Origin of the sequence: Bradyrhizobium sp. BWC-3-1, assembly GCF_032917965.1 — a bacterium.
GTDB classification, from domain to species: Bacteria; Pseudomonadota; Alphaproteobacteria; order Rhizobiales; family Xanthobacteraceae; genus Bradyrhizobium; species Bradyrhizobium canariense_D.
Genome location: NZ_CP136625.1, coordinates 3,902,535 through 3,922,481, shown reverse-complemented (window position 1 = coordinate 3,922,481; position 19,947 = coordinate 3,902,535). Strand labels below are relative to the sequence as shown.

The following is a 19,947-nucleotide window of genomic DNA, read 5'->3' as shown; positions in this document are numbered from 1 at the left end:
TTTTCGTCGCCCGATTTGGGCGCGCCCTCCGGAACGCGGCGACCGCCGCTCCCCGGGTTGAATTTTTCGAACCCGTCTTGGGGGCCGGAGACTCAGTTTCAGGGAGGAATGTCCTGAATCTGTTCTTCAGACCTTCAAAACGCAAAACGACGCGCGGGGCGCAGGAGCGCGCCCGCCCGTCACAACCAACCTCTTCACGGACTGCAAAAGCCCGAAATAGCTTGCTCTCCCAACGGCTTACAGGGAATGCGGCATCCCTGCCCACCGCGCTTTCGTGCTGCCGACCCGATATGGGGCGACATTAGTGCAGATTCGAGGGACAAACCCTCAAATCCCCACACTTTTTCGTGTTCGGCCTGCGTCGGGTCGTTCCGTCGCACGCCTTTTGCATCTGGCCCGCCCTTTCGGAGAGCGGACCGAGACCCCGGTTGCGATGATGCTCACCGGGATCTCGTGTCAGTAAGCGCTGCTTACTTGAGCTCGACCTTCGCGCCAGCCTTCTCGAGCTGGGCCTTGAGCTTCTCGGCTTCGTCCTTGTTCACGCCTTCCTTGACAGGCTTCGGCGCGCCCTCGACGAGGTCCTTTGCTTCCTTCAGGCCCAGGCCGGTGATGGCGCGGACTTCCTTGATGACCTCGATCTTCTTGTCGCCGGCGGCGGCAAGAACGACCGTGAACTCGGTCTTCTCTTCGGCCGGAGCGGCGGCAGCGCCACCACCAGCCGGGCCGGCCACGGCGACAGCCGCGGCAGCCGAAACGCCCCACTTCTCTTCGAGGAGCTTCGCGAGTTCGGCAGCTTCGAGCACGGTGAGGCTCGAGAGGTCGTCAACGATCTTCTGCAGGTCAGCCATTGTTCAGTTTCCTTGAATGTAAGTCTGGTTCGGGTTTGAGTTTTGCGAAGGGCGTCAGGCCGCTTCGCTCTTTGAGGCATAAGCCTGAATGACACGCGCGAGCTTGCCCGCGGGCGCGTTGGCGAGCTGAGCGATCTTGGTCGCCGGGGCCACAAGCAGGCCGACGATCTTGGCGCGCAGTTCGTCAAGCGACGGCAGCGAGGCAAGTGCCTTCACGCCGTCGACATTCAGGACGGTCGTTCCCATCGAGCCGCCAATGATGACGAACTTTTCGTTCGCCTTGGCGAATTCGACGGCGACCTTTGGCGCCGCTACCGGATCGTCCGAAGTGGCGATCACGGTCGGTCCCTTCAGCATGGGGCCGATGGCAACGACGTCAGTGCCTTCAAGAGCAATTTTGGCGAGACGGTTCTTCGAGACCTTCACCGAGGCGCCAGCCTGCTTCATCTGCGAGCGCAGCTTCTGCATCTGGGCAACGGTCAGGCCGGAATATTGGGCAACGACCGCGACGCTCGTGGTCTTGAAGACCCCATTGAGCTGTTCGACCGCTTCCTTTTTTGCCGCTCGTTCCACAGCAAGCTCTTTCCGGTTGGCGGTCATCGCGAAAGCGGGACCGCCGGGTTGCACCCATCGTCCCGCCCAAACCTGAACCTCAGGGCCAAACCCATCGGACACGCCGGGCAAGACGACAATTCAAAGCCTGCCCTCCGAGAGCCCGTTAGAGCCCACGGCGTGTCGAGGTCCGAACCAAACCCATTCCGCAACCGACCCTAAGGCGGTCACGACGTGAAATCCGGTCTTCACCCGTCTATGCAGGCCATGCGATTGAGCCGTTGAGAAATCGGAATTCCCCGCGGGCGCCTGCAGTCTTGGACAGGACAAGGTCAGCCGGCGAACCGCCCGACCTCTGCCCGCACCCCACACCCGACGGTTTTCCCTCCCTTTCCAGCAAATCCTCACGGACGCCCTGAAAAGGAATGATCTCCATCGCTTGTTTTCGGAATGCGTGCACGAACGCGCCAGCCGAGGCCGGCACGTCCGGAAGCGGTTCTTTAACCGCTCGGGGCCTGCTTGCCAAGAGCAAAATTCACACCAGTTCCAATCCGTTGCCGCTCGCGCTTAACCATGGCCGAAAAGGGCCGGTTTCCGCTCATTTGACCGCGTAAGGCAACTTCTTGCCCTCGAAAAACGCGGTCAGGTTCGCCAGCACGCAGTTCTGCATGGCGACGTGCGATTCCAGGGTGTGGCCGCCAATATGGGGGGAGAACACGACGTTGGGCAGTGCCGTCAGCGCGTCAGGAGCGTGCGGTTCCTTGTCATAGACATCGAGACCGGCTCCGGCGATGGTCTTCTCGGTAAGCGCCAGCACCAGGGCTTTCTCATCGATCACCGAGCCGCGGGAGATGTTGACGACATAGCCGTCCGCCCCGAGGCGCCTGAGGATATCGGCGCTGACGGCATGCTGGGTCTCGGCTCCTGCCCGGACCGCGATCATCAGCACGCTGCACCAGTCGGCCAGCGCCTCCAAGGTCGGGAAATATTGATAGGGCAGATCGTACCTGCTGCGGCTGAAATAGCCGATCTCGCTCTCGAAGGACGCGCAGCGCGCTGCGATCTTGCGGCCGATCTCGCCCATGCCGTAGACGCCGATGCGGCGGCCCGGCATCCCCGCCTGCGGGCGCATCTTCGGCGAGGGCTTTGACGCGGCCCAATCGCCGCTTCGGACGTACTGGTCGGCCACCAGGATTCGCCGCGTCGCCGCGAGCATCAGGGTCATCGCGATGTCGGCGACGGAGGCCGCATTGGCACCCGGGCTATGTCCGACCGCAATATTGCGGGCAGCAGCGGCCTTCAGGTCAACACCGTCATAGCCGGTGCCGTAGCAGACGATGGCACCGAGCTTGGGAAACAGGTCCATCGCCTCCGCGCCCAGCGGCGTGCCGCCGGCGGTGAGCACTGCACGGATATCGCCGAGCGCGTCGGCCGAAAACATCTCCCGCGCCGGCTTGCCGCCGGTGTCGAGCAGCTCGAACCGCTCGGCGAAGCGCGCCATCATCGTCTTGGGAAAGCGCGAGTAGATCAGGACCTTGTCAGTCATTGTTCTTGTTTCCGGTGAACGCCGTCACAAACGACGAGGGGCGGAATCGGTTGCCCAATTCCGCCCCTCGCCTCATGTCATTTGCAAACCTTAGCCGAGAATGGTGCCCGGCTCGACCTTCACGCCGGGGCCCATCGACGAGGACACCGCAACGCGCTGGATGTAGGTGCCCTTGGAACCGGCCGGCTTGGCCTTGGACACAGCGTCAGCCAAGGCCTTGATGTTTTCGACCAGTTTTTCCTCGGTGAACGAGGCCTTGCCGACGCCAGCCTGCAGGATGCCGGCCTTCTCGACGCGGAACTCGACCGAGCCGCCCTTGGCGCCCTTCACGGCGCCGGTGACGTCCATGGTCACGGTGCCGATCTTCGGGTTCGGCATCAGGCCGCGCGGGCCCAGCACCTTACCGAGACGACCGACCAGCGGCATCATGTCGGGGGTCGCAATACAACGATCGAAATCGATCGTGCCGTTCTGCACCTTCTCGACCAGGTCCTCGGCGCCGACGACGTCGGCTCCGGCAGCCTTGGCCTCGTCGGCCTTGGCGCCGCGGGCGAACACGCCGACGCGGAGCGTACGGCCGGTGCCGTTCGGCAGGGTCACAACGCCGCGGACCATCTGGTCGGCGTGACGCGGATCGACGCCGAGATTGATCGCGACCTCGATGGTCTCGTCGAACTTCGCTTTCGCGCGTTCCTTGACCATCTTGATGGCGTCTGCGAGCGGGTAAAGCTTTTCGCGATCAATACCTTCGCGGGCTTTGTTCAAACGTTTTCCGATTGCCATGACCGCTTACCCTGCCACTTCCAGACCCATCGAGCGGGCAGAGCCCTCGACCATCTTCATGGCCGCTTCGATGGAATCGCAATTGAGATCCTTCATCTTCTTCTCGGCGATCTCGCGCACCTGCGCTTTGGTCACCGCACCCGCCTTGTCACGGCCCGGCGCCTTGGAGCCGGACTGGATCTTGGCAGCCTGCTTGAGGAAGAAGGACATCGGCGGCGTCTTCATCTCGAACGTGAAGGAACGATCGGCGTAGATCGTAATCACGACGGGAATCGGGGTGTTTTTCTCTTCCTTCTGGGTCTGGGCGTTGAACGCCTTGCAGAACTCCATGATGTTGAGACCGCGCTGACCGAGCGCGGGACCGATCGGGGGCGAAGGATTCGCCGCACCGGCCGGGACCTGAAGCTTCAGGTATCCGGTCACTTTCTTTGCCATGTATCACTCCTGTTGGGCCGGCCTGGGCCGGCGGTTTCAGGTTCGTGGTCTGGGTCGGATGCGGCTGGCAACCGCCCTCTCCCTCCCACGGCCTCTTGTTGCGCGAGACCGAAGCCTCACGCCTACCCGATCAGACCTTCTCGACCTGACCGAATTCCAGTTCGACCGGCGTGGCGCGGCCGAAGATCGACACCGCGACCTTCACGCGCGAGCGCGCCTCGTCGATTTCCTCGACCACACCCGAGAACGAGGCAAACGGGCCGTCGGCCACGCGCACGTTCTCGCCGATTTCGAACGACACCGACGCCTTCGGCCGCTCCACGCCCTCCTGCACCTGGTGCAGAATGCGCATGGCCTCGGCTTCCGAGATCGGCATCGGCTTGTTTTCCGCGCCGAGGAAGCCGGTCACCTTCGGCGTGTTCTTGATCAGATGAAACGCCTCGTCGGTCAGCTTCATCTTCACCAGCACGTAGCCCGGGAAGAACTTGCGCTCGGCGTCGATCTTGCGGCCGCGGCGCACTTCCGTGACCTTTTCGGTCGGGACCAACACCAGCTCGAACAGCTCCTCGAGCCCGCGCTGCTTGGCCTGCTCGCGGATCGATTCGGCGACCTTCTTCTCGAAGTTCGAATAGGCGTGGACGATGTACCAGCGCTTGTCAGACAATTGAGCCGTTGCTGTTGCCATCAGTGAATGCCCAGAAGGAAGGTGATGAGGACGCGGATGATCTGGTCGGCGGCGAAGAAGAAGATCGAGGCCACGGCGACCATCACGAACACCATGATGGTGGTGATCGTGGTCTCGCGGCGGGTCGGCCAGGTGACCTTGGCGGTCTCCGAGCGGACTTCCTGCAAGAACTTGAACGGGCTGACTGCCATCGTTTGATGTCCAACGTCCGTCGACAGACGCGAATGAATTTCAGGGATCCGAACAGCCGCCGTTGGCCCAGCCCTCTGTCTCGAAGGATGAGCCGGAAACCGGACTCGATTGTTCGGGGATTTCAAAGCCGCGCCGGAGATCCGCGTCTAACGGGCCGGCTGCGAGTGCGCGGTATCTACTGCGGATGGGGCCAAAGGTCAAGATAGCGAGGGCCGGCGTGGGCAAAACGGCCTCCACGGGCGACGGACCAGAGATCAGGCCGATCAAGGGTTTATCTGCCGCCTGCAATGCGCCGTCCCAAGGTCGCAGCCCAACGCGTTCGAGCTGGGCGCGCTCACCATCGAATTGCCCCCGCCTTTGCCGAGCAGGAGGCAGAGGTCGTTCTCCATCAGCAAGGACAACCCACTGAATTGTCGCGCGGCAAGAGTTGGGCGTTTCGGCGTCAGGCCGAGGCATTCGTCGCCGATATCGTGGAGCAGAGGACGCCGTGGCTTCCGGCGCAGATTCCGTGGCCGAGATCGCCCTTGCAGAGGCGATCTGGAAACGGCAGGTCAGCGGCTAGGATTCACGCCGTCCGGCAGCAATATCCGGCCGATGGCTGATCGCCCACGTTCTAGCTAAGTGTTTGATTTCGCTGGCAGGAGTGGCAGGGCTCGAACCTGCGACCCCCGGTTTTGGAGACCGGTGCTCTACCAATTGAGCTACACTCCTACGGACCCTGCGTTGCCGCCCGGATCAGGCCGCTTTGAAGCACAGGGGGCGGCCGGATTGCAAGACCGGATTGCAAGGGTGAAGCGCGCTGGCTTCGCTTGTTTGTGCCGCGCCTTCTGGGCCACAGTCCGCTCCGAACAATAATAAGCACCGGGAGTGCCCATGACTGCCCAAGCGTCTACTGCCCAAGCGTCCGCGACAGCCGCCCCTTGGCCCTCGATCGCACCGAAGACTCCGCCTCTGCCGGAATCCCGCCCCGAGACGCTCGGGCTGTCGCGCCCTCGCCTCCAGGCCATGTCGGACGCCTTCAAGCGCGAGATCGACAAGGGAACCATTCCGGGCGTCACCGTGCTGGCGGCACGGCACGGCCAGGTCGGCTGGTTCGAGGCGCTCGGCAGGCAGAGCCCGACGGGCGCGGCGCCGATGGCGCAAGATTCGATCTTTCGCATCTTCTCGATGACCAAGCCGATCGTGTCGGTCGGCATCATGACGCTGGTCGAAGATGGGCACCTGATTCTTGCCGACCCCATCGCGAAATTCATCCCGGAGTTCGCCGACCAGAAGGTCGGCGTGGTCAGCGGCGGCAAGCTGGAACTGGTTCCGCCGAAGCGCCCGATGACGGTGCAGGACCTGCTCCGCCACACCTCCGGCCTGACCTACGAGCACCAGGGCGACGGCCCCGTGCACAAGATCTATCAAAACTCGCGGGTGCGTAGCCGCAAGATCACCAATGCCGAGCACGCCGCCCTGGTGGCGAGCTTCCCGCTGGTCTGCCATCCCGGCGACGAGTTCAACTACAGTCGCTCGACCGACATCCTCGGGCGCATTATCGAGGTCGTCAGCGGCAAGTCGCTCGGCACGTACCTCACCGAGCGCATTCTCGCGCCGTTGCAGATGGCCGAGACCGGTTTCTCGACAGCGGAGGCCAATGCCAACAGGCTCGCCGAACCGTTCGCGGCCGATCCCTGGACCGGCGACAAGGTCGCGCTGTTCAACATGCTCGAGCAGCCAATCATGGAGTCCGGCGGCGGCGGCCTCGTCTCCACCACCATGGACTATGCTCGCTTCGCGCTGATGCTGCGCAATGGCGGCACGGTCGACGGCAACAGGATCATCGGCCGCAAGACGCTGGAGCTGATGGCCTCCGATCATCTCGGCCCGAATGTGCAGACCAATGGCACGCTGCTGTCGCCTGGCCATGGTTTCGGCCTCGGCTTCGCGGTGCGGCGCGAAGCCGGCATCGCGCCCTTCCCCGGCAGCGTTGGCCAGTTTTTCTGGAGCGGCATTGCGGGGACGTTCTTCTGGATCGATCCGAAGGAGGATCTGTTCGTCGTATTCATGAGCCAGGGCCCGGGACAGCGCGATTTTACGCGGACGCTGGTGCGGGATCTGGTGTACGCGGCGGTGGATTGAAGCGGCGCCGCTATGCGCGGCGCTGCATCACATTTTCGCTGTCATGCCCCGGCTTGACCGGGGCATCCAGGGGGGATTCAAACGGTCGTCGCAACACCAGTTACTTTCACTCATAACAGAAGATCGTCAAGCGCCTCTGCCGGCGTTTTCCAGCCTAGTGTCTTCCGCGGTCGGGCATTGAGGGCCGCTGCCACAGCGGATATCTCCTCGGCGCTGTGGATGCTCAGGTCCGTGCCTTTCGGGAAGTACTGCCGCAGCAGCCCGTTGGTGTTCTCGTTAGTGCCGCGCTGCCATGGGCTTTGCGGGTCGCAGAAGTAGACCTGGATACCCGCATCGATCTTGAGACGATCGTGCTTAGCCATTTCGGCTCCCTGATCCCATGTTAGCGAACGGCGCAGCTCTTCGGGCAAAGTGATCATGGTGCGCGTGATCGCGTCGCGCACGGCTTCGGCCCCATGTCCCGCAAGGGCTGGCCCGTTCTTCGCGCGCGGAGCTTCGCCATGCCCCGCCAACCGTGGAAGGTGCAAGAGCATCGTAAAGCGCGTCGTGCGCTCGACCAGCGTGCCGATGGCCGAGCTGCCAAGACCGAGGATAAGGTCCCCCTCCCAATGTCCCGGCACTGCTCGATCGGCAGCTTCAGCAGGGCGCTCACTGATCATGATCTCCGGCGAGACAAAGCCCTTGCCTCGCCTGCGTACGCGCGCTCTGGGCATCCGTAACACACGCCCTGTTCGCAAGCAGGCCGTCAGCTCGCGGCGTAGCGCGCCACGGCCCTGAACGAAGAGGGCTTGATAGGTAGCTTCGTGGCTGATGCGCATCGTCTTGTCGTCCGGGAAGTCGATCGGCAAGCGTCGGGCAATCTGCTCAGGGCTCCAGGCTTTGGCCCATCGCCGATCCTTGCGCTGGCCATGCCGCCGCCCCTTCCACGGAACGGCGGGACCAGGAACGGGAGCGCCGGTCGGGGCTACGACGCCGCCAGCAAGTCTTTCCTCCACATAAGTGCGCAAGGTTGCATTGAGCGCAAGCTTGGTCGGCTTAGGCCGGCGGGCGGATCGATCCGCATGCCATTGGGCAGTTATTGCCCGATACCCCAACCCGCCGCCGCGAGTGGCCGCGTTGCGCCGCAGTTCACGGGAGACTGTGGAAGCAGCCCGCCCCAGGCGACGTCCAATCTCCTGTATGGAATGGCCCTGCACCTTGAGAAGTGCGATCTCCTCGCGCTCATTCAACGAGAGATACCGCCCGGAGAGAGCCTTTGCCGAAGATCTGAACATCGCTGGTGGGATGCCGCCCGCCTTTCGGAATAATCTGCTTCCGACAGGTTGTGACAATCCGGCTTCGAGTGCAGCATCTTCGCTGCTTAACCCAGCGGCAATCGCCCGCCAAAATTTATTCTGTTCATCGCGCCCGGCAATAGAGGGCCGTCCCGGCGACGGCAATGGGGCTCGTCCTGACCGCGCCGATCTGCGCCTTACAACGTTCATCGCAACCTCCAAACTCCTGGTGTTGCGACGACCGTTTGAACCCGCCCAGTACTCCGGGGCGGATGTGGTGAGAGCGAGCTCTCCAACGAAAGGCCGCGGAGTACTGGATCGCCCGCCTTCGCGGGCGATGACACCTATTGGGGCCTCAACTGATCGTCGCGCCGCCGTCGATCACCATGGTCTGGCCTGTCATGAAGTCGCCGGCCTTCGAGCCCAGGAACACCGCGGCGCCCGCGATCTCGTCGGGGATCCCGATGCGCAGCAGCGGCGAACGCGCAGTCGAGGCTTTCAAATTCTCCGGATTGTCCCACAACGCTTTCGCGAAATCGGTCTTGATCAGGCCAGGCGCGATGCAGTTCACGCGGATGTTGTGCGGGCCGTATTCGCAGGCCAAATTGCGCGCGAGCTGCATGTCAGCGGCCTTCGAGATCGCGTAGGCACCGAGGATGGTCGAGCCTTTCAGGCCGCCAATCGAGGAGACGATGATGATCGAGCCATCCTTGCGCTCGATCATCTGCGGCACCACCATCGAGATCAGCCAGTTGTTGGCCACGATGTTGTTGTCCAGGATCTTTCTGAACTGATCGTCGGAGATGCCGGCGAGCGGACCGTAATACGGGTTCGACGCGGCGTTGCAGACCAGCACGTCGATCTTGCCGAAGGCGCGGTTGCTCTCGTCGATGAGGTTCTGCAGATTTTCCTTCGACGAGATGTTGGCGGCGATCGCAACCGCCGTGCCCTTGCCGAACTTGTCGTTGATGCTCTTGGCGACCTGGTCGCAAACGTCGGCCTTGCGCGAGGAGATCACCACCTTGGCGCCGTGCTCGGCCATGCGCTCGGCGATCGCAAGCCCAATGCCGCGCGTCGAACCAGTGATGACGGCGACTTTCCCCTTCATGTCGAACAAGGTCATGTTTCTCTCCCAGAGTACGTTTTGATTGCTTGAAGCTTACGCCGCGTCCGCGCCACCGGGCAATTGCTCAGGCGAGCTTCTTGACTTCCGGTCCCGCGGGTTGATGCATCGCCGCATGCGCATCGTCCGCGATCCACGGCTGCTGGTTCACCATCGGCAGCCGCCAGACATTGCGTTCGGGGCTTGCGAAATAGTCGAGCCGCGTCACCGAGCAATTGTCGATATCGAACGCGAGCCCTCGCTCCGGCTGATTGTCGAGCGCCAGCCCCAGCGCCGCCTTGATGGTGCCGCCATGTGCGACCGCGATCACGTCCTGCCCGGCGGCCTCATTGTTGATCCGCTCGATGGTGCGGCGGGTGCGGTTGTAGAGGTCCATGAAGCTTTCGCCGCCGGGTGCAGGCTCGTTGATGTCGGCAAACCAGCTCGAGCCGACGGGACGGCTGGCGATGAACTCGGCGCGGTTCATGCCCTGCCAGCGACCGAGATTCTGTTCGGCGAGGTCCGCCTCCCATTTCATCGATGCAGGCCTCGGGAATCCGGCCGCCCAGATCGCTTCGGCGGTCTGATGGGTGCGCATCAGATTGCTCGAATACCAGACCGCCTTGCGTGGCAGCACCTTGGCAACAGCATTGAAGACGTAGGTATCGCTGGTGTCGCAGGCGAGATCGGACTGACCGTAGATGTTGCCACCGTCATTGCGCACGGGCGCGTGACGGACCCACCACCAGCGTGTCGTGACCACTTTGGGTTTGTCTGCACCTGCCATCGAAACCCTTCCATCCCGTCTGATGTCGCTGTACGTCAGTAGCGAACGTGTCTCAAGACACTTTACCGTTTGAAATCTTGTTTGAAATTCCGTCGCGCGGCAAGCGTCGCGCGCGAACCAAAGGGAGAAACCGCATGGGCCGTCTGCAAGGCAAATCCGTCATCATCACCGGTGCCGGCAGCGGCATCGGCCGCGCGGCCGCGCTGCTGTTCACCAGGGAAGGCGCCAAGCTGATCGCGGTCGATCGCAGCGAGGCGGTGAAGGAGACGGTCGAGGAGGTGAAGAAGGCCGGCGGTGTCGCGGAAGCCATGATGGCGGATGCGGGCTCCGAAAAGGACGTCATGGCCGTGATCGACAAGGCGGTGAAGACGCACGGCCGGCTCGACGTGATCTGGGCCAATGCCGGCGTCTCCGGCGGACTCGTTCCGCTCGGCGAGCAGACCGTCGAGCAATGGCAGGAAGTCTTGCGCATCAACCTGATCGGGCCGTTTCTCGCGGTGAAGCATGCCATGCCGCACATGGTGAAGCAGCAGTCCGGCGCGATCGTGCTCACCGCGTCCGTCGCGGGCCTCAAGGCCGGCGCCAGCGGACATCCCTATGCCGCGAGCAAGGCCGGCGTCATCTCCCTGGTGCAGACCACCGCCTATTCGCTCACCGGTACCGGTGTGCGCATCAACGCGGTGTGCCCGGGCCTGATCGAGACCGGCATGACCAAGCCGATCTTCGACCGCGCCAAGGAGCGCGGCACCGCCGACAAGATCGGCCAGCTCAATCCGCTCAAGCGCCCCGGCCAGCCGCACGAGCTCGCCGCGATGGGACTGTTCTTGGCCAGCGACGAGGCGTCGTACGTCAATGGCCAGGCCTTCCCGGTGGACGGCGGACTGACGGCGTCGATGCCGTATACGGGGAAGCCGGTTTAGTTCACGCACTCTCGCGTCCCGGACGCGCTGCAGCTTTCTCACGCTGCTGCGCTGCGTCCGGGGCACGAGACAGAAGTTTTGGCGCGCAACTGCTTCAGCATCGTCATTGCGAGCACAGCGAAGCAATCCAGAGTCTTTCCGCGGCGTCAGCCTGGATTGCTTCGCTGTGCTCGCAATGACGGAGTCTGTGGGTGGCAGGGTCGCGCTTCCATTCGCATTCCCGTTCGCAGACACACCTTCGCCCTCTCGCGGCTTGTTCGCCCGAGCTTTGCTTGGTCGCCTCACCCTCGAATGAAAGAGGGCGCAGGGAAGACCGGGCGCCGGCTGGCACCCGCGGTCCACTGTGCGAAGTTGCAGTAAAAAATCTGCACAGCGGCATACAGGTGAAGCCAAAACGTCCGGCCTTCCCTGCGCAGCGGTTTTACGGCTTATGCCGTGCTCTCCCCGGGGAGCGATGCACTATTGCCCCCGTCGCCTCATGGATGGCTGATGCGCGAACCCGGTCGGGCCGCCACATCACCACAAGACTTGACGCACAGACCCCGGGCGTCAGGACGACACGGTTTTGCCGTACGCTGTCAGCACCGGTCGTGTGCGCGACGCCTTCGCTCACGGTTGCCCGCCCTGCGAAACCATTCGCGCCGGTGTGGCCCAGCGTCCGCCGCTGTCCGGCCCGCGTTCGTGACGATCGCGATACGCCCCTCTTCCTTGGGCCGGGTTGCGGCGACACATACGTGATTTCCGAATTTCGGTAAAGTGGAATATTTTCGACGGCGCGGGTTGACCGGCAATTGGGGTGTTTTGCCCGTCGCTCAACGCAAGGGCTTGTAGCCCGGATGAGCGAAGCGACATCCGGGATTCCGACCACGAGCTGCCCCGGGTATCGCTTCGCTCACCCGGGCTACCGGTCTGTGTTGATTTGCTCTACCAGAGGCGACGTTGGTATGGTTCGTGCAAGCACTTCAGCTTCCATCCCCCTGACAAGAACGTGACAATGCCAAGCTCAAGACCCGACCGTATTCGCAAGCTGCTCGCCGACCTCGTCGGCTTCGACACGATCAGCGATCGCTCCAACCTGCCCCTGATCGCGCATATCGAGAGCTACCTCGCCGCACACGGCGTCAAGAGTGAGCGCATCGTCGACGAGACCGGACAGAAAGCCGCGCTATGGGTCACCATTGGACCCGAGGACCGCCCCGGCCTGGTGCTGTCGGGACATACCGACGTGGTGCCTGTGGTCGGCCAGGACTGGAGCCACGATCCCTTCAAGCTGATCGAGCGCGACGGCAAGCTTTACGGCCGCGGCACCACCGACATGAAGGGATTCGTCGCGGTGTGCCTTGCCATGGTGCCGGAGATGCTGGAGGCGAAGCTTGCAACGCCGATTCATCTCGCCATCTCCTATGACGAGGAGATCGGTTGCGTCGGCGTGCGGCCGATGCTGCGCGAGGTCGCGAAGAAACGGATCAAGCCGCTCGGCGCCTTCATCGGCGAGCCGACCGAGATGAAGGTCATCATCGGCCACAAGGGCAAGCACGGCGTGCGCGCCACGTTCCAGGGCCTCGCCCGCCACTCCTCGATCGCGCCCGAGGGCGTCAACGCGATCGAATACGCCGCCGAGCTGATCGTCGAAATCCGCCGCCGCGCGTTGCAACTCGCAAGCACGAAAGCAACGAACAGCCTCTACGATGTCCCGCACTCGACGCTGCTCACCAGCATCGTGCATGGCGGCGCCGCGCTCAACATCGTGCCCGATACCTGCACGGTGGATTTCGAATGCCGCGGCATCGGCATAACCGAATCCAGGGAGGTGACGGATGCGATCGTCGCCTGGGCCAAGACCGAGATCGAGCCGGCGATGAGGGCGCGACACCCGGAGTGCGGCATCGACTTCGAAGAGATCCTCGATTATCCCGCCCTCGACACCGCCGCCGACGCCACCATCGTCACGCTGGCCAAGAGCCTCGCGGGGCGCAACGACCACGCCAAGGTCGCCTTCGGTACCGAGGCGAGCCTGTTCGCCAGCATGGCCGATATCCCGTCAGTGGTGATCGGCCCCGGCTCGATCGCGCAGGCGCACACGCCGGACGAGTTCGTGGAAATGGCGGAGCTGGAGAAATGCGCAGGCTTCGTGGAGAAGCTGATCGCGCATTGCGTGAAGGGGTGAGGTGTTTCCGCGTCATTGCGAGGAGCTCTTGCGACGAAGCAATCCAGACTGCCACCGTGCGAAGATTCTGGATTGCTTCGCTTCGCTCGCAATGACGAGCGTCTGGAGACACCCGTAGTCCGCATGAGCATAGCGGCGACATGCGGGGCCGCTGTCCCGGATATCGCTGCGCTCATCCGGGCTAGAATGAGCGGTGCGCCTCATCGCTCCTGCAAAGCCAGCCGCACGCCGACGGCGCAGTAGATGGTCCCGACCACCTTGCCCTGCCATTTCACGACGGCTGGATGGCGGCGTAGCAAATTGCCGAGACGGCCGGCGCCGACGGCGAACACCACCGTGCTAAGGAGGCCGAGCAACACGAACACAGCGCCGAGCAGCGCGAGCTGCAGCGTCGTCGAACCATGCTCGGGCCGGACGAACTGCGGCAGGAACGCGAGGAAGAACAGCGCGGTCTTCGGATTCAGCACCTCGGTCAGCACGGCCTGCCGGAATGCCCGTACTGCGCTGATCGCGGGCGCGCCGCCATTCACCTCGAGCGGCGTCTTGTCGAGCATGGCGCGAATGCCGAGATAGATCAGAAAGCCCGCGCCCGCGTATTTGACGACGCTGAACAGGAGCGCCGACGTTGCGATGATCGCAGAGAGGCCGACGATCGCCATGGTGGTGTGGACCACGTCACCGGCCGCAATTCCCGCGCCCGTCGCGATGCCGACCCTGGTCCCCGAGCTCGCGGCGCGCGCCATGGTGAGGAGTGTCGCCGGTCCGGGAATGAAGACGAAGCCGAGGACGATGAGGATGTAGGTGATGAGGGTGGTGTGATCGATCATGCGGGCATCTCTCTCGTCATTCTGTCCCGTGTCCAGACACGAGAGGAACGCAAGCAAAGGCGCGGCCGTCAGCCGCGCCTTCGGATTCCTTAAACCGCGCCCGCCTTCTGCGCGTACTCCCAAGACGCCTTCGACAGCGGAACGGTGCGCTTGGCTGACTCCAGCGCCTTGGCATTCGCCGCGGTGCCGTCGCGGACCCGGCCGGCGATGCCTTGCGTGATGCCGGCGAGACGGAACAGGTTGTAGGCGAAATACCAGTTGAGGTCAGGCACCGTCATCTTGGTGACGTTGCAATAGATCTGCGCGGCCTCCTCCACGCTCGGGATGTTGAGCGCCCTGAGATCGGCGCCGTCCAGGCCGGGCATGACCCACTGCATCAGCAGATAGGTGAAGTCGGCCATGGGATCGCCGAGCGTCGACAATTCCCAATCCAGCACGGCCTGCACGCGTGGTTCCGTCGCGTGGAAAATCATGTTGTCGAGGCGATAGTCGCCGTGGACGATCGAGACGCGCGCCTGCTCCGGCACGGTCTTCGGCAACCATTCGGCGACCTTCTCGAACTCCGGAATGGTCTGGGTCTCGGACGCGCGGTACTGCTTGGTCCAGCGGTCGATCTGCCGGGCAAAGTAGTTGCCGGGTTTGCCGAAGTCGCCAAGACCGATCGCGACGGGATCGAACATGTGGAGTTTTGCCAGCGTCTCGATCTTGCTGGTGAAGATCTTTCGACGATCATCCCGCGTCTGGCTCGGCAGCGTCGGATCCCAGAACACCCGGCCGTCTTCCATCGACATGATGTAGAAGGCCGAACCGATGATGCTGTCGTCCTGGCACAGCGCATAGGCCTTCGCGACCGGAAAGCCCTGCTTTCCCAGCGCCGCGATCACGCGATATTCGCGATCGACCGCGTGCGCCGACGGCAACAATTTGCCGAACGGTTTTCGGCGCATCACATAGGAGCGGTTCGGCGTGTCGAGCCGATAGGTCGGGTTGGACTGGCCGCCCTTGAACTGGAGCACGACCAGCGGTCCCTCATAACCCTCGACGTTCTCGCGCAGCCAGGCTTCGAGCCGCATCTCGTCGATGCGATGACGCTCCTCGACCGGTTTGGTGCCCGAGAACTCTTCGTCTTTCCTGACGCCGTCAGCCACGATGACGCTCCCTCTTCAGTCCGAACATGATCCTAATCGGTAACCCCCAGCGCACTTGCGTCAAGCGGTCATCCGATCACGGATCATGCCCTGTCGTTTCTTCAAATCGGGAGCGCCAGCGTGCTCTCCCGCTTAATGACTGGAAGAGTTTGCATACTTCCGAACCTCGAGCCTGGCAATGGCGCGATTGTGCACCTCGTCCGGGCCGTCGGCGAGACGGAGCGTGCGGATGTGGGCATAGTCCTTGGCGAGGCCGGCTTCGTCCGAGACGCCTGCACCGCCGAACGCCTGAATCGCCTCGTCGATGATCTTCAGCGCCATGTTGGGGGCTGCGACCTTGATCATGGCGATCTCGGCCTGAGCGGTCTTGTTGCCGACCTTGTCCATCATGTCGGCGGCCTTGAGGCACAACAGCCGCGTCATCTCGATGTTGGTGCGGGCCTCGCCGATGCGCTGCTCCCACACCGAATGCTCGACGATCCGCTTGCCGAAGGCGGTGCGCGAGGTGAGCCGCTTCACCATTTTCTCCAGCGCCTCCTCGGCCTTGCCGATGGTGCGCATGCAGTGATGGATGCGGCCGGGACCGAGACGGCCCTGCGCGATCTCGAAGCCGCGGCCTTCGCCGAGCAGGATGTTCTCCTTCGGCACCCGCACGTTCTCGAGCAGCACCTGGGCGTGGCCGTGCGGCGCGTCGTCGAAGCCGAACACGGGCAACATCTTCTCGACCCTGATGCCGGGGGTGTCGAGCGGAACCAGGATCTGCGACTGCTGCTGGTGTTTGGCCGCTTTGAAGTCCGTCTTGCCCATCAGGATCGCGATCTTGCAGCGGGGATCGCCGACGCCGGACGACCACCATTTGCGGCCGTTGATGACGTAATGGTCGCCGTCCTTCACGATGCTGGTTTCGATGTTGGTGGCATCGGACGAGGCCACGGCCGGCTCCGTCATGAGAAAGGCGGAGCGGATTTCGCCGTCCATCAGCGGACGCAGCCATTTGCGCTTCTGCTCCTTGGAGCCGTAGCGCATGAACACTTCCATGTTGCCGGTGTCGGGCGCGGAACAATTGAAGACTTCCGAAGCCCAGGAGATGTGGCCCATCTGCTCGGAGAGCAGCGCGTATTCGAGATTGGTCAGTCCCGCGCCGCGGAATTCGTCGTCCTCATGCTCGTTGGGCGGCATGAACATGTTCCAGAGGCCTTCGGCTTTCGCCTTCTTCTTGAGATCCTCGAGCACCGGGATCACCTTCCAGCGTTCGCCGCTGCGATCCTGCTCATCATAGACCGGCACCGCCGGGCGCACGTGCTTGGCCATGAAGGACTGCACGCGGTCGAGCCATTCCTTCTGCTTCGGCGACAGATCGAAATCCATGGGACGCTCCTCGTCTTTGCCAACTCGTTTGGCGAACTTGTTTTGCGCCGGACTGTCCACCCGCATTGTGCGACCCGCAAGTGCGAATGCGCGGCTTGCGGATGCTCCGGAACCCATTCGCGCGTTTGCGAACGAGTCCCGATTGCGGATTGACTTTCCCGGTCTTCAAACGATAGTTTCATACAACTGTTTGAATTGCAACTCCCTCCCCGAGGGGCTCCCATGGCCAGCGATCATACCCGGACTGCCATTCTCGCCGCTGCCGAACGGCTCTATGCCGATCGCGGGTTCGGCGACGTGACGTTGCGCGACATCGTCGCTGAGGCCAATGTCAACCTCGCGGCGGTGAACTATCATTTCGGCTCGAAGGACGAGTTGATCGCGGAGCTGTTCGTGACACGCTCGATCGCCACCAATCGCGAGCGTCTGCGCGAATTGAAGGCGGCGGAAGAACAAGGCGGCGGCCGCGCGCCGATCGAGGTAATCCTGCATGCCTTGGTCGGCCCGACGCTGCGCGGCTGCCTCGGTCCCGAGAACCAGCGCTCGAGCGCGGCGCGCTTCATGATCCGCGCTTCGATCGAATCCGTGCCGCCGATCCGCCGCATCAAGAATCGCGAGATCGACCATTTGCGCAAATTCGCCGGCGCGATGCGAAGGTCCCTGCCCGACCGCAGCGACGTCGATATTTACTGGGGCCTGAACTTCGCGCTCGCCATGGCGCACCACACCATCCGCGAGAGCGAGCGGCTGACGAAACTGTCGGAGGGCAAATGCGACCTCGACGATGTCGAGGACGTGGTCGCGCGCGTCGTCAGCGTGGCGACGATGGCGCTGACGGCGGGACGGACGGAGGCGAAGGCGCCGTCAAAAGTGGCGGCGCGCTAACCTTCACATCATCGCGATGCAGTCGATCTCGACGTCGAAGGGGCCGAACCATTCCGGCGTACAGACGAAGATCCGCGCCGGCGGATCGTGCGGGAAATAGCGCGCATAGACGTTGTTGAACGCGGCGAAGTGCTTGGTCGAGGTGCAGTAGACGTTGCACTTCATGACGTTGTCGAGGCTCGCGCCCGCCGTCTCAAGGCACAGCTTCATCTGCTCCATGATCAGCTCGCTCTGCCGTTCGATCGGCACGTCCGCGATCTCGCCCGTCTCGGGGTCGAATGGCGGCAGGCCGGCGACGAAGATCATGTTGCCGGCGCGCGTGACCGGCGAGACCGGCGCCTGCCGACGATCGAGGAAAGTCGAGATCGGTTCGACGCGGAGCGCTTCGCGTTTCATTTCGAGATTCATGGGCGGCCACCTTCGGTCCAAGCGAGATGACGGCTTGCTACAGCATGTTGCAGCCGTCATGCTTCGCTTCTGATCGAAGTTTGGTCGCCGAGCCGCCTAGGCGTGCTGCGGCATCTCCTCGGCCTCTTCCTTGGCGAGCAGCAGCAGCATCTCGATGCCCATGTCGCCTTCCTGCGGCGAGCGGATGAACTTTATTTCGTCGGCGCTTTGCCGCAACGCGGCAATGATCGCGACGGCCTGGTTGGCCGTTGCCGCCTCGGTCGCCAGAATTGCCTTCTGGTTCTTGGCCTGAAACCCGATCGTGTAGGACATGCGTTCCCTCCCGGACTGAGTGGACCGATCGAATCTGAGTCGCGCGCAGAGCGGAAGCCTGTGTGAGTACGGACCGGAATTATCTGGGGATTGCCCGCAAGGTTCGCGCAAGGCCGCAGGAGCGTCATGTTGACGTCCGTTTTTATCCAGTGGCGATCAGGCCAAACCGCGCGCGCCGCTTCGCCGAAGCTAGATAATCCCCTGCTGCTTCAGCGTCTCGATCTTGCCGGCATCGTAGCGGAGCTTGCCGGCGAGCACCTCCTGGGTGTGCTCACCGAGCAGCGGCGGGGCGCGGTAATCCTTGATCGGGGTTTCCGAGAGCGTCAGCGCGTTGCGGATCAGCGAGAGATCGGGCTGGAAGGGATGATCGACCTTCACCCGCATGCCGCGCGACTGGACGTGCGGATCGGAAAACACCTGCTCGAAATTGTTGATCGGGCCGGAGGGCACGCCGGCCTCCTCCAATCTGTCCAGCCAATAGGCCACCGGCTGCTTCAGGAACAGGCCGGCGAAGATCGCCATGATCTCCTTGCCGTGCACGACGCGGTCGTTGTTCCTGACGAAACGCTTGTCGCTCGCGAGTTCGGGCGCGCCGAGCACGGCGCAGGTGCGCTGGAACTGGCCGTCATTGCCGACCACCAGCATCAGCTCGCCGTCGGTGCAGCGGAACACGCCGGCCGGCATGCCGCCATTGCCCCAAGTGCCGCGGCGCGGCGGCGTCTTGCCGTTGACGAGGTAGATCTGCAGCCAGTGCGACAACGACGCGATGACGGTGTCGAACAGGCAGACGTCGATATGCTGCCCCACGCCATCATTGGCGTCGCGATGATAGAGCGCCGAGAGAATCCCGATCGAGGTGTTCATGCCGGTCATGTAGTCGACGATCGACGGGCCGACCTTCATCGGGCCCTCGCCGGGCTCGCCGTCGATATGGCCGGTGACGCTCATCAGGCCGCCCATCGCCTGCAGGATGGCGTCGTAGCCGGCGCGCGGCGCATAGGGGCCGGTCTGGCCGAAGCCGGTCACCGAGCAGTAGATAATGCCGGGATTGATCGCCTTGATGGTCTCGTAGTCGAGGCCGTAGCGCTTGAGATCGCCGACCTTGTAGTTCTCCATGAAGACGTCGACATCCTTGGCGAGCTCGCGGATAATCGCCTGCCCCTCGGGCTTGGCGATGTTGACCGTGACCGACTTCTTGTTGCGGTTGGCGCAGAGGTAGAATGAATTGTTGTTGTTGGCTTTGCCGTCGGGGTCGGTCAGATAAGGCGGGCCGAAGGCGCGCGCGTCGTCACCGGTGCCCGGCCGCTCGATCTTGATCACCTCCGCGCCCAAATCGCCCAGCATCTGGGCCGACAGGGGCCCGGCAAGCACGCGGGTGAGGTCAAGGATCTTGATGCCTGAGAGCGGCAGGGCCGACATGTCGAATTCCTCCGGGAACTGGATCTTGGCGCGGCGGCGAGATCGCGGGACGCGCTCCCTGCGGATACACTATTTTGGCGGTCCGAGCACTGCACTGTGGGCATACGGCCATCCCCCAGCCCGCCCGGCGCAGGTCACCGCGCGGTGAATTTCCGCATGGCGAAT

20 protein-coding genes and 1 tRNA gene are annotated in these 19,947 nt (G+C 63.2%); 4 read left to right on the top strand and 17 right to left on the bottom strand.

Annotation, left to right across the window (positions count from 1 at the left end; genetic code table 11):
* Positions 1-470 precede the first annotated feature (470 nt).
* The 8 genes from rplL to RX329_RS18885 all read right to left on the bottom strand — a co-directional run bounded on the left by rplL (position 471) and on the right by RX329_RS18885 (position 5,752).
* Positions 471-848: a 50S ribosomal protein L7/L12 gene (rplL, locus tag RX329_RS18920; protein WP_007602994.1), complete on the bottom strand. Its 378-nt coding sequence runs from the start codon at positions 846-848 to the stop codon at positions 471-473.
* 54 nt (positions 849-902) lie between these two features.
* The gene (gene rplJ / locus RX329_RS18915; protein WP_026233178.1) at positions 903-1,421 is read right to left on the bottom strand and encodes a 50S ribosomal protein L10; all 519 of its coding nucleotides are present in this window, start codon (positions 1,419-1,421) and stop codon (positions 903-905) included.
* A 577-nt stretch (positions 1,422-1,998) separates the two neighbouring features.
* The gene (locus RX329_RS18910; RefSeq protein WP_317246322.1) at positions 1,999-2,946 is read right to left on the bottom strand and encodes a 2-hydroxyacid dehydrogenase; all 948 of its coding nucleotides are present in this window, start codon (positions 2,944-2,946) and stop codon (positions 1,999-2,001) included.
* 90 nt (positions 2,947-3,036) lie between these two features.
* Complete coding sequence (gene rplA, locus RX329_RS18905; protein WP_007602988.1) at positions 3,037-3,729, bottom strand: 50S ribosomal protein L1; 693 nt, start codon at positions 3,727-3,729, stop codon at positions 3,037-3,039.
* A 6-nt stretch (positions 3,730-3,735) separates the two neighbouring features.
* Positions 3,736-4,164 (bottom strand): 50S ribosomal protein L11, encoded by a 429-nt coding sequence (gene rplK, locus RX329_RS18900; protein WP_018456444.1) that lies wholly within the window; start codon positions 4,162-4,164, stop codon positions 3,736-3,738.
* 130 nt (positions 4,165-4,294) lie between these two features.
* A complete protein-coding gene (gene nusG / locus RX329_RS18895) occupies positions 4,295-4,849 on the bottom strand; it encodes a transcription termination/antitermination protein NusG (RefSeq protein ID WP_007602985.1) in 555 nt (184 codons plus the stop codon).
* Positions 4,849-5,040, bottom strand: coding sequence for a preprotein translocase subunit SecE (secE, locus tag RX329_RS18890; protein WP_007602984.1), 192 nt, complete (start codon positions 5,038-5,040; stop codon positions 4,849-4,851). The genes nusG and secE overlap by 1 nt, the downstream gene beginning before the upstream one ends.
* Positions 5,041-5,676: 636 nt before the next feature.
* Positions 5,677-5,752: transfer RNA gene (locus RX329_RS18885), tRNA-Trp, on the bottom strand.
* Positions 5,753-5,914: 162 nt separating this feature from the next.
* Between RX329_RS18885 and RX329_RS18880 the strand changes: the two genes are divergently transcribed.
* Positions 5,915-7,165 carry a serine hydrolase domain-containing protein gene (locus RX329_RS18880; protein WP_085351273.1) on the top strand — a complete coding sequence of 417 codons (1,251 nt, stop codon included), beginning with the start codon at positions 5,915-5,917 and terminating at the stop codon, positions 7,163-7,165.
* A 110-nt stretch (positions 7,166-7,275) separates the two neighbouring features.
* Here RX329_RS18880 and RX329_RS18875 read toward each other — a convergent pair whose 3' ends face one another.
* The 3 genes from RX329_RS18875 to RX329_RS18865 form a co-directional block, all read right to left on the bottom strand.
* Entirely contained in the window at positions 7,276-8,649 is a 1,374-nt protein-coding gene (locus tag RX329_RS18875; protein ID WP_317246321.1) for an IS30 family transposase, read from the bottom strand.
* Positions 8,650-8,794: 145 nt separating this feature from the next.
* Positions 8,795-9,562, bottom strand: a complete 768-nt coding sequence (locus tag RX329_RS18870; protein ID WP_085395575.1) for an SDR family NAD(P)-dependent oxidoreductase — start codon at positions 9,560-9,562, stop codon at positions 8,795-8,797.
* Between the two features lie 67 nt (positions 9,563-9,629).
* A complete protein-coding gene (locus RX329_RS18865) occupies positions 9,630-10,328 on the bottom strand; it encodes a histidine phosphatase family protein (protein ID WP_018456439.1) in 699 nt (232 codons plus the stop codon).
* A 134-nt stretch (positions 10,329-10,462) separates the two neighbouring features.
* Between RX329_RS18865 and RX329_RS18860 the strand changes: the two genes are divergently transcribed.
* Positions 10,463-11,248: an SDR family NAD(P)-dependent oxidoreductase gene (locus tag RX329_RS18860; RefSeq protein WP_085395573.1), complete on the top strand. Its 786-nt coding sequence runs from the start codon at positions 10,463-10,465 to the stop codon at positions 11,246-11,248.
* Between the two features lie 994 nt (positions 11,249-12,242).
* Positions 12,243-13,415: an acetylornithine deacetylase gene (argE, locus tag RX329_RS18855; protein WP_085357974.1), complete on the top strand. Its 1,173-nt coding sequence runs from the start codon at positions 12,243-12,245 to the stop codon at positions 13,413-13,415.
* A gap of 200 nt (positions 13,416-13,615) precedes the next feature.
* Here the strand turns inward: argE and RX329_RS18850 are convergent, their stop codons facing one another.
* From RX329_RS18850 to RX329_RS18840, 3 genes are all read right to left on the bottom strand, one after another.
* Positions 13,616-14,242 (bottom strand): LysE family translocator, encoded by a 627-nt coding sequence (locus RX329_RS18850; protein WP_018460215.1) that lies wholly within the window; start codon positions 14,240-14,242, stop codon positions 13,616-13,618.
* An 89-nt stretch (positions 14,243-14,331) separates the two neighbouring features.
* On the bottom strand, positions 14,332-15,390 hold the full coding sequence (locus RX329_RS18845) for a phosphotransferase family protein (RefSeq protein WP_085396314.1): 1,059 nt from the start codon (positions 15,388-15,390) through the stop codon (positions 14,332-14,334).
* A 132-nt stretch (positions 15,391-15,522) separates the two neighbouring features.
* Positions 15,523-16,758, bottom strand: coding sequence for an acyl-CoA dehydrogenase family protein (locus tag RX329_RS18840; protein WP_317246320.1), 1,236 nt, complete (start codon positions 16,756-16,758; stop codon positions 15,523-15,525).
* Between the two features lie 222 nt (positions 16,759-16,980).
* Here RX329_RS18840 and RX329_RS18835 point away from each other — a divergent pair, with 222 nt between their 5' ends.
* Entirely contained in the window at positions 16,981-17,643 is a 663-nt protein-coding gene (locus RX329_RS18835) for a TetR/AcrR family transcriptional regulator (RefSeq protein ID WP_085351267.1), read from the top strand.
* A 3-nt stretch (positions 17,644-17,646) separates the two neighbouring features.
* Here RX329_RS18835 and RX329_RS18830 read toward each other — a convergent pair whose 3' ends face one another.
* The 3 genes from RX329_RS18830 to RX329_RS18820 form a co-directional block, all read right to left on the bottom strand.
* The gene (locus RX329_RS18830; protein ID WP_162847229.1) at positions 17,647-18,039 is read right to left on the bottom strand and encodes a RidA family protein; all 393 of its coding nucleotides are present in this window, start codon (positions 18,037-18,039) and stop codon (positions 17,647-17,649) included.
* A gap of 108 nt (positions 18,040-18,147) precedes the next feature.
* Entirely contained in the window at positions 18,148-18,363 is a 216-nt protein-coding gene (locus tag RX329_RS18825; protein WP_018457601.1) for a hypothetical protein, read from the bottom strand.
* A gap of 189 nt (positions 18,364-18,552) precedes the next feature.
* Positions 18,553-19,782, bottom strand: a complete 1,230-nt coding sequence (locus RX329_RS18820) for a CaiB/BaiF CoA transferase family protein (RefSeq protein WP_085357978.1) — start codon at positions 19,780-19,782, stop codon at positions 18,553-18,555.
* Positions 19,783-19,947: the final 165 nt, after the last annotated feature.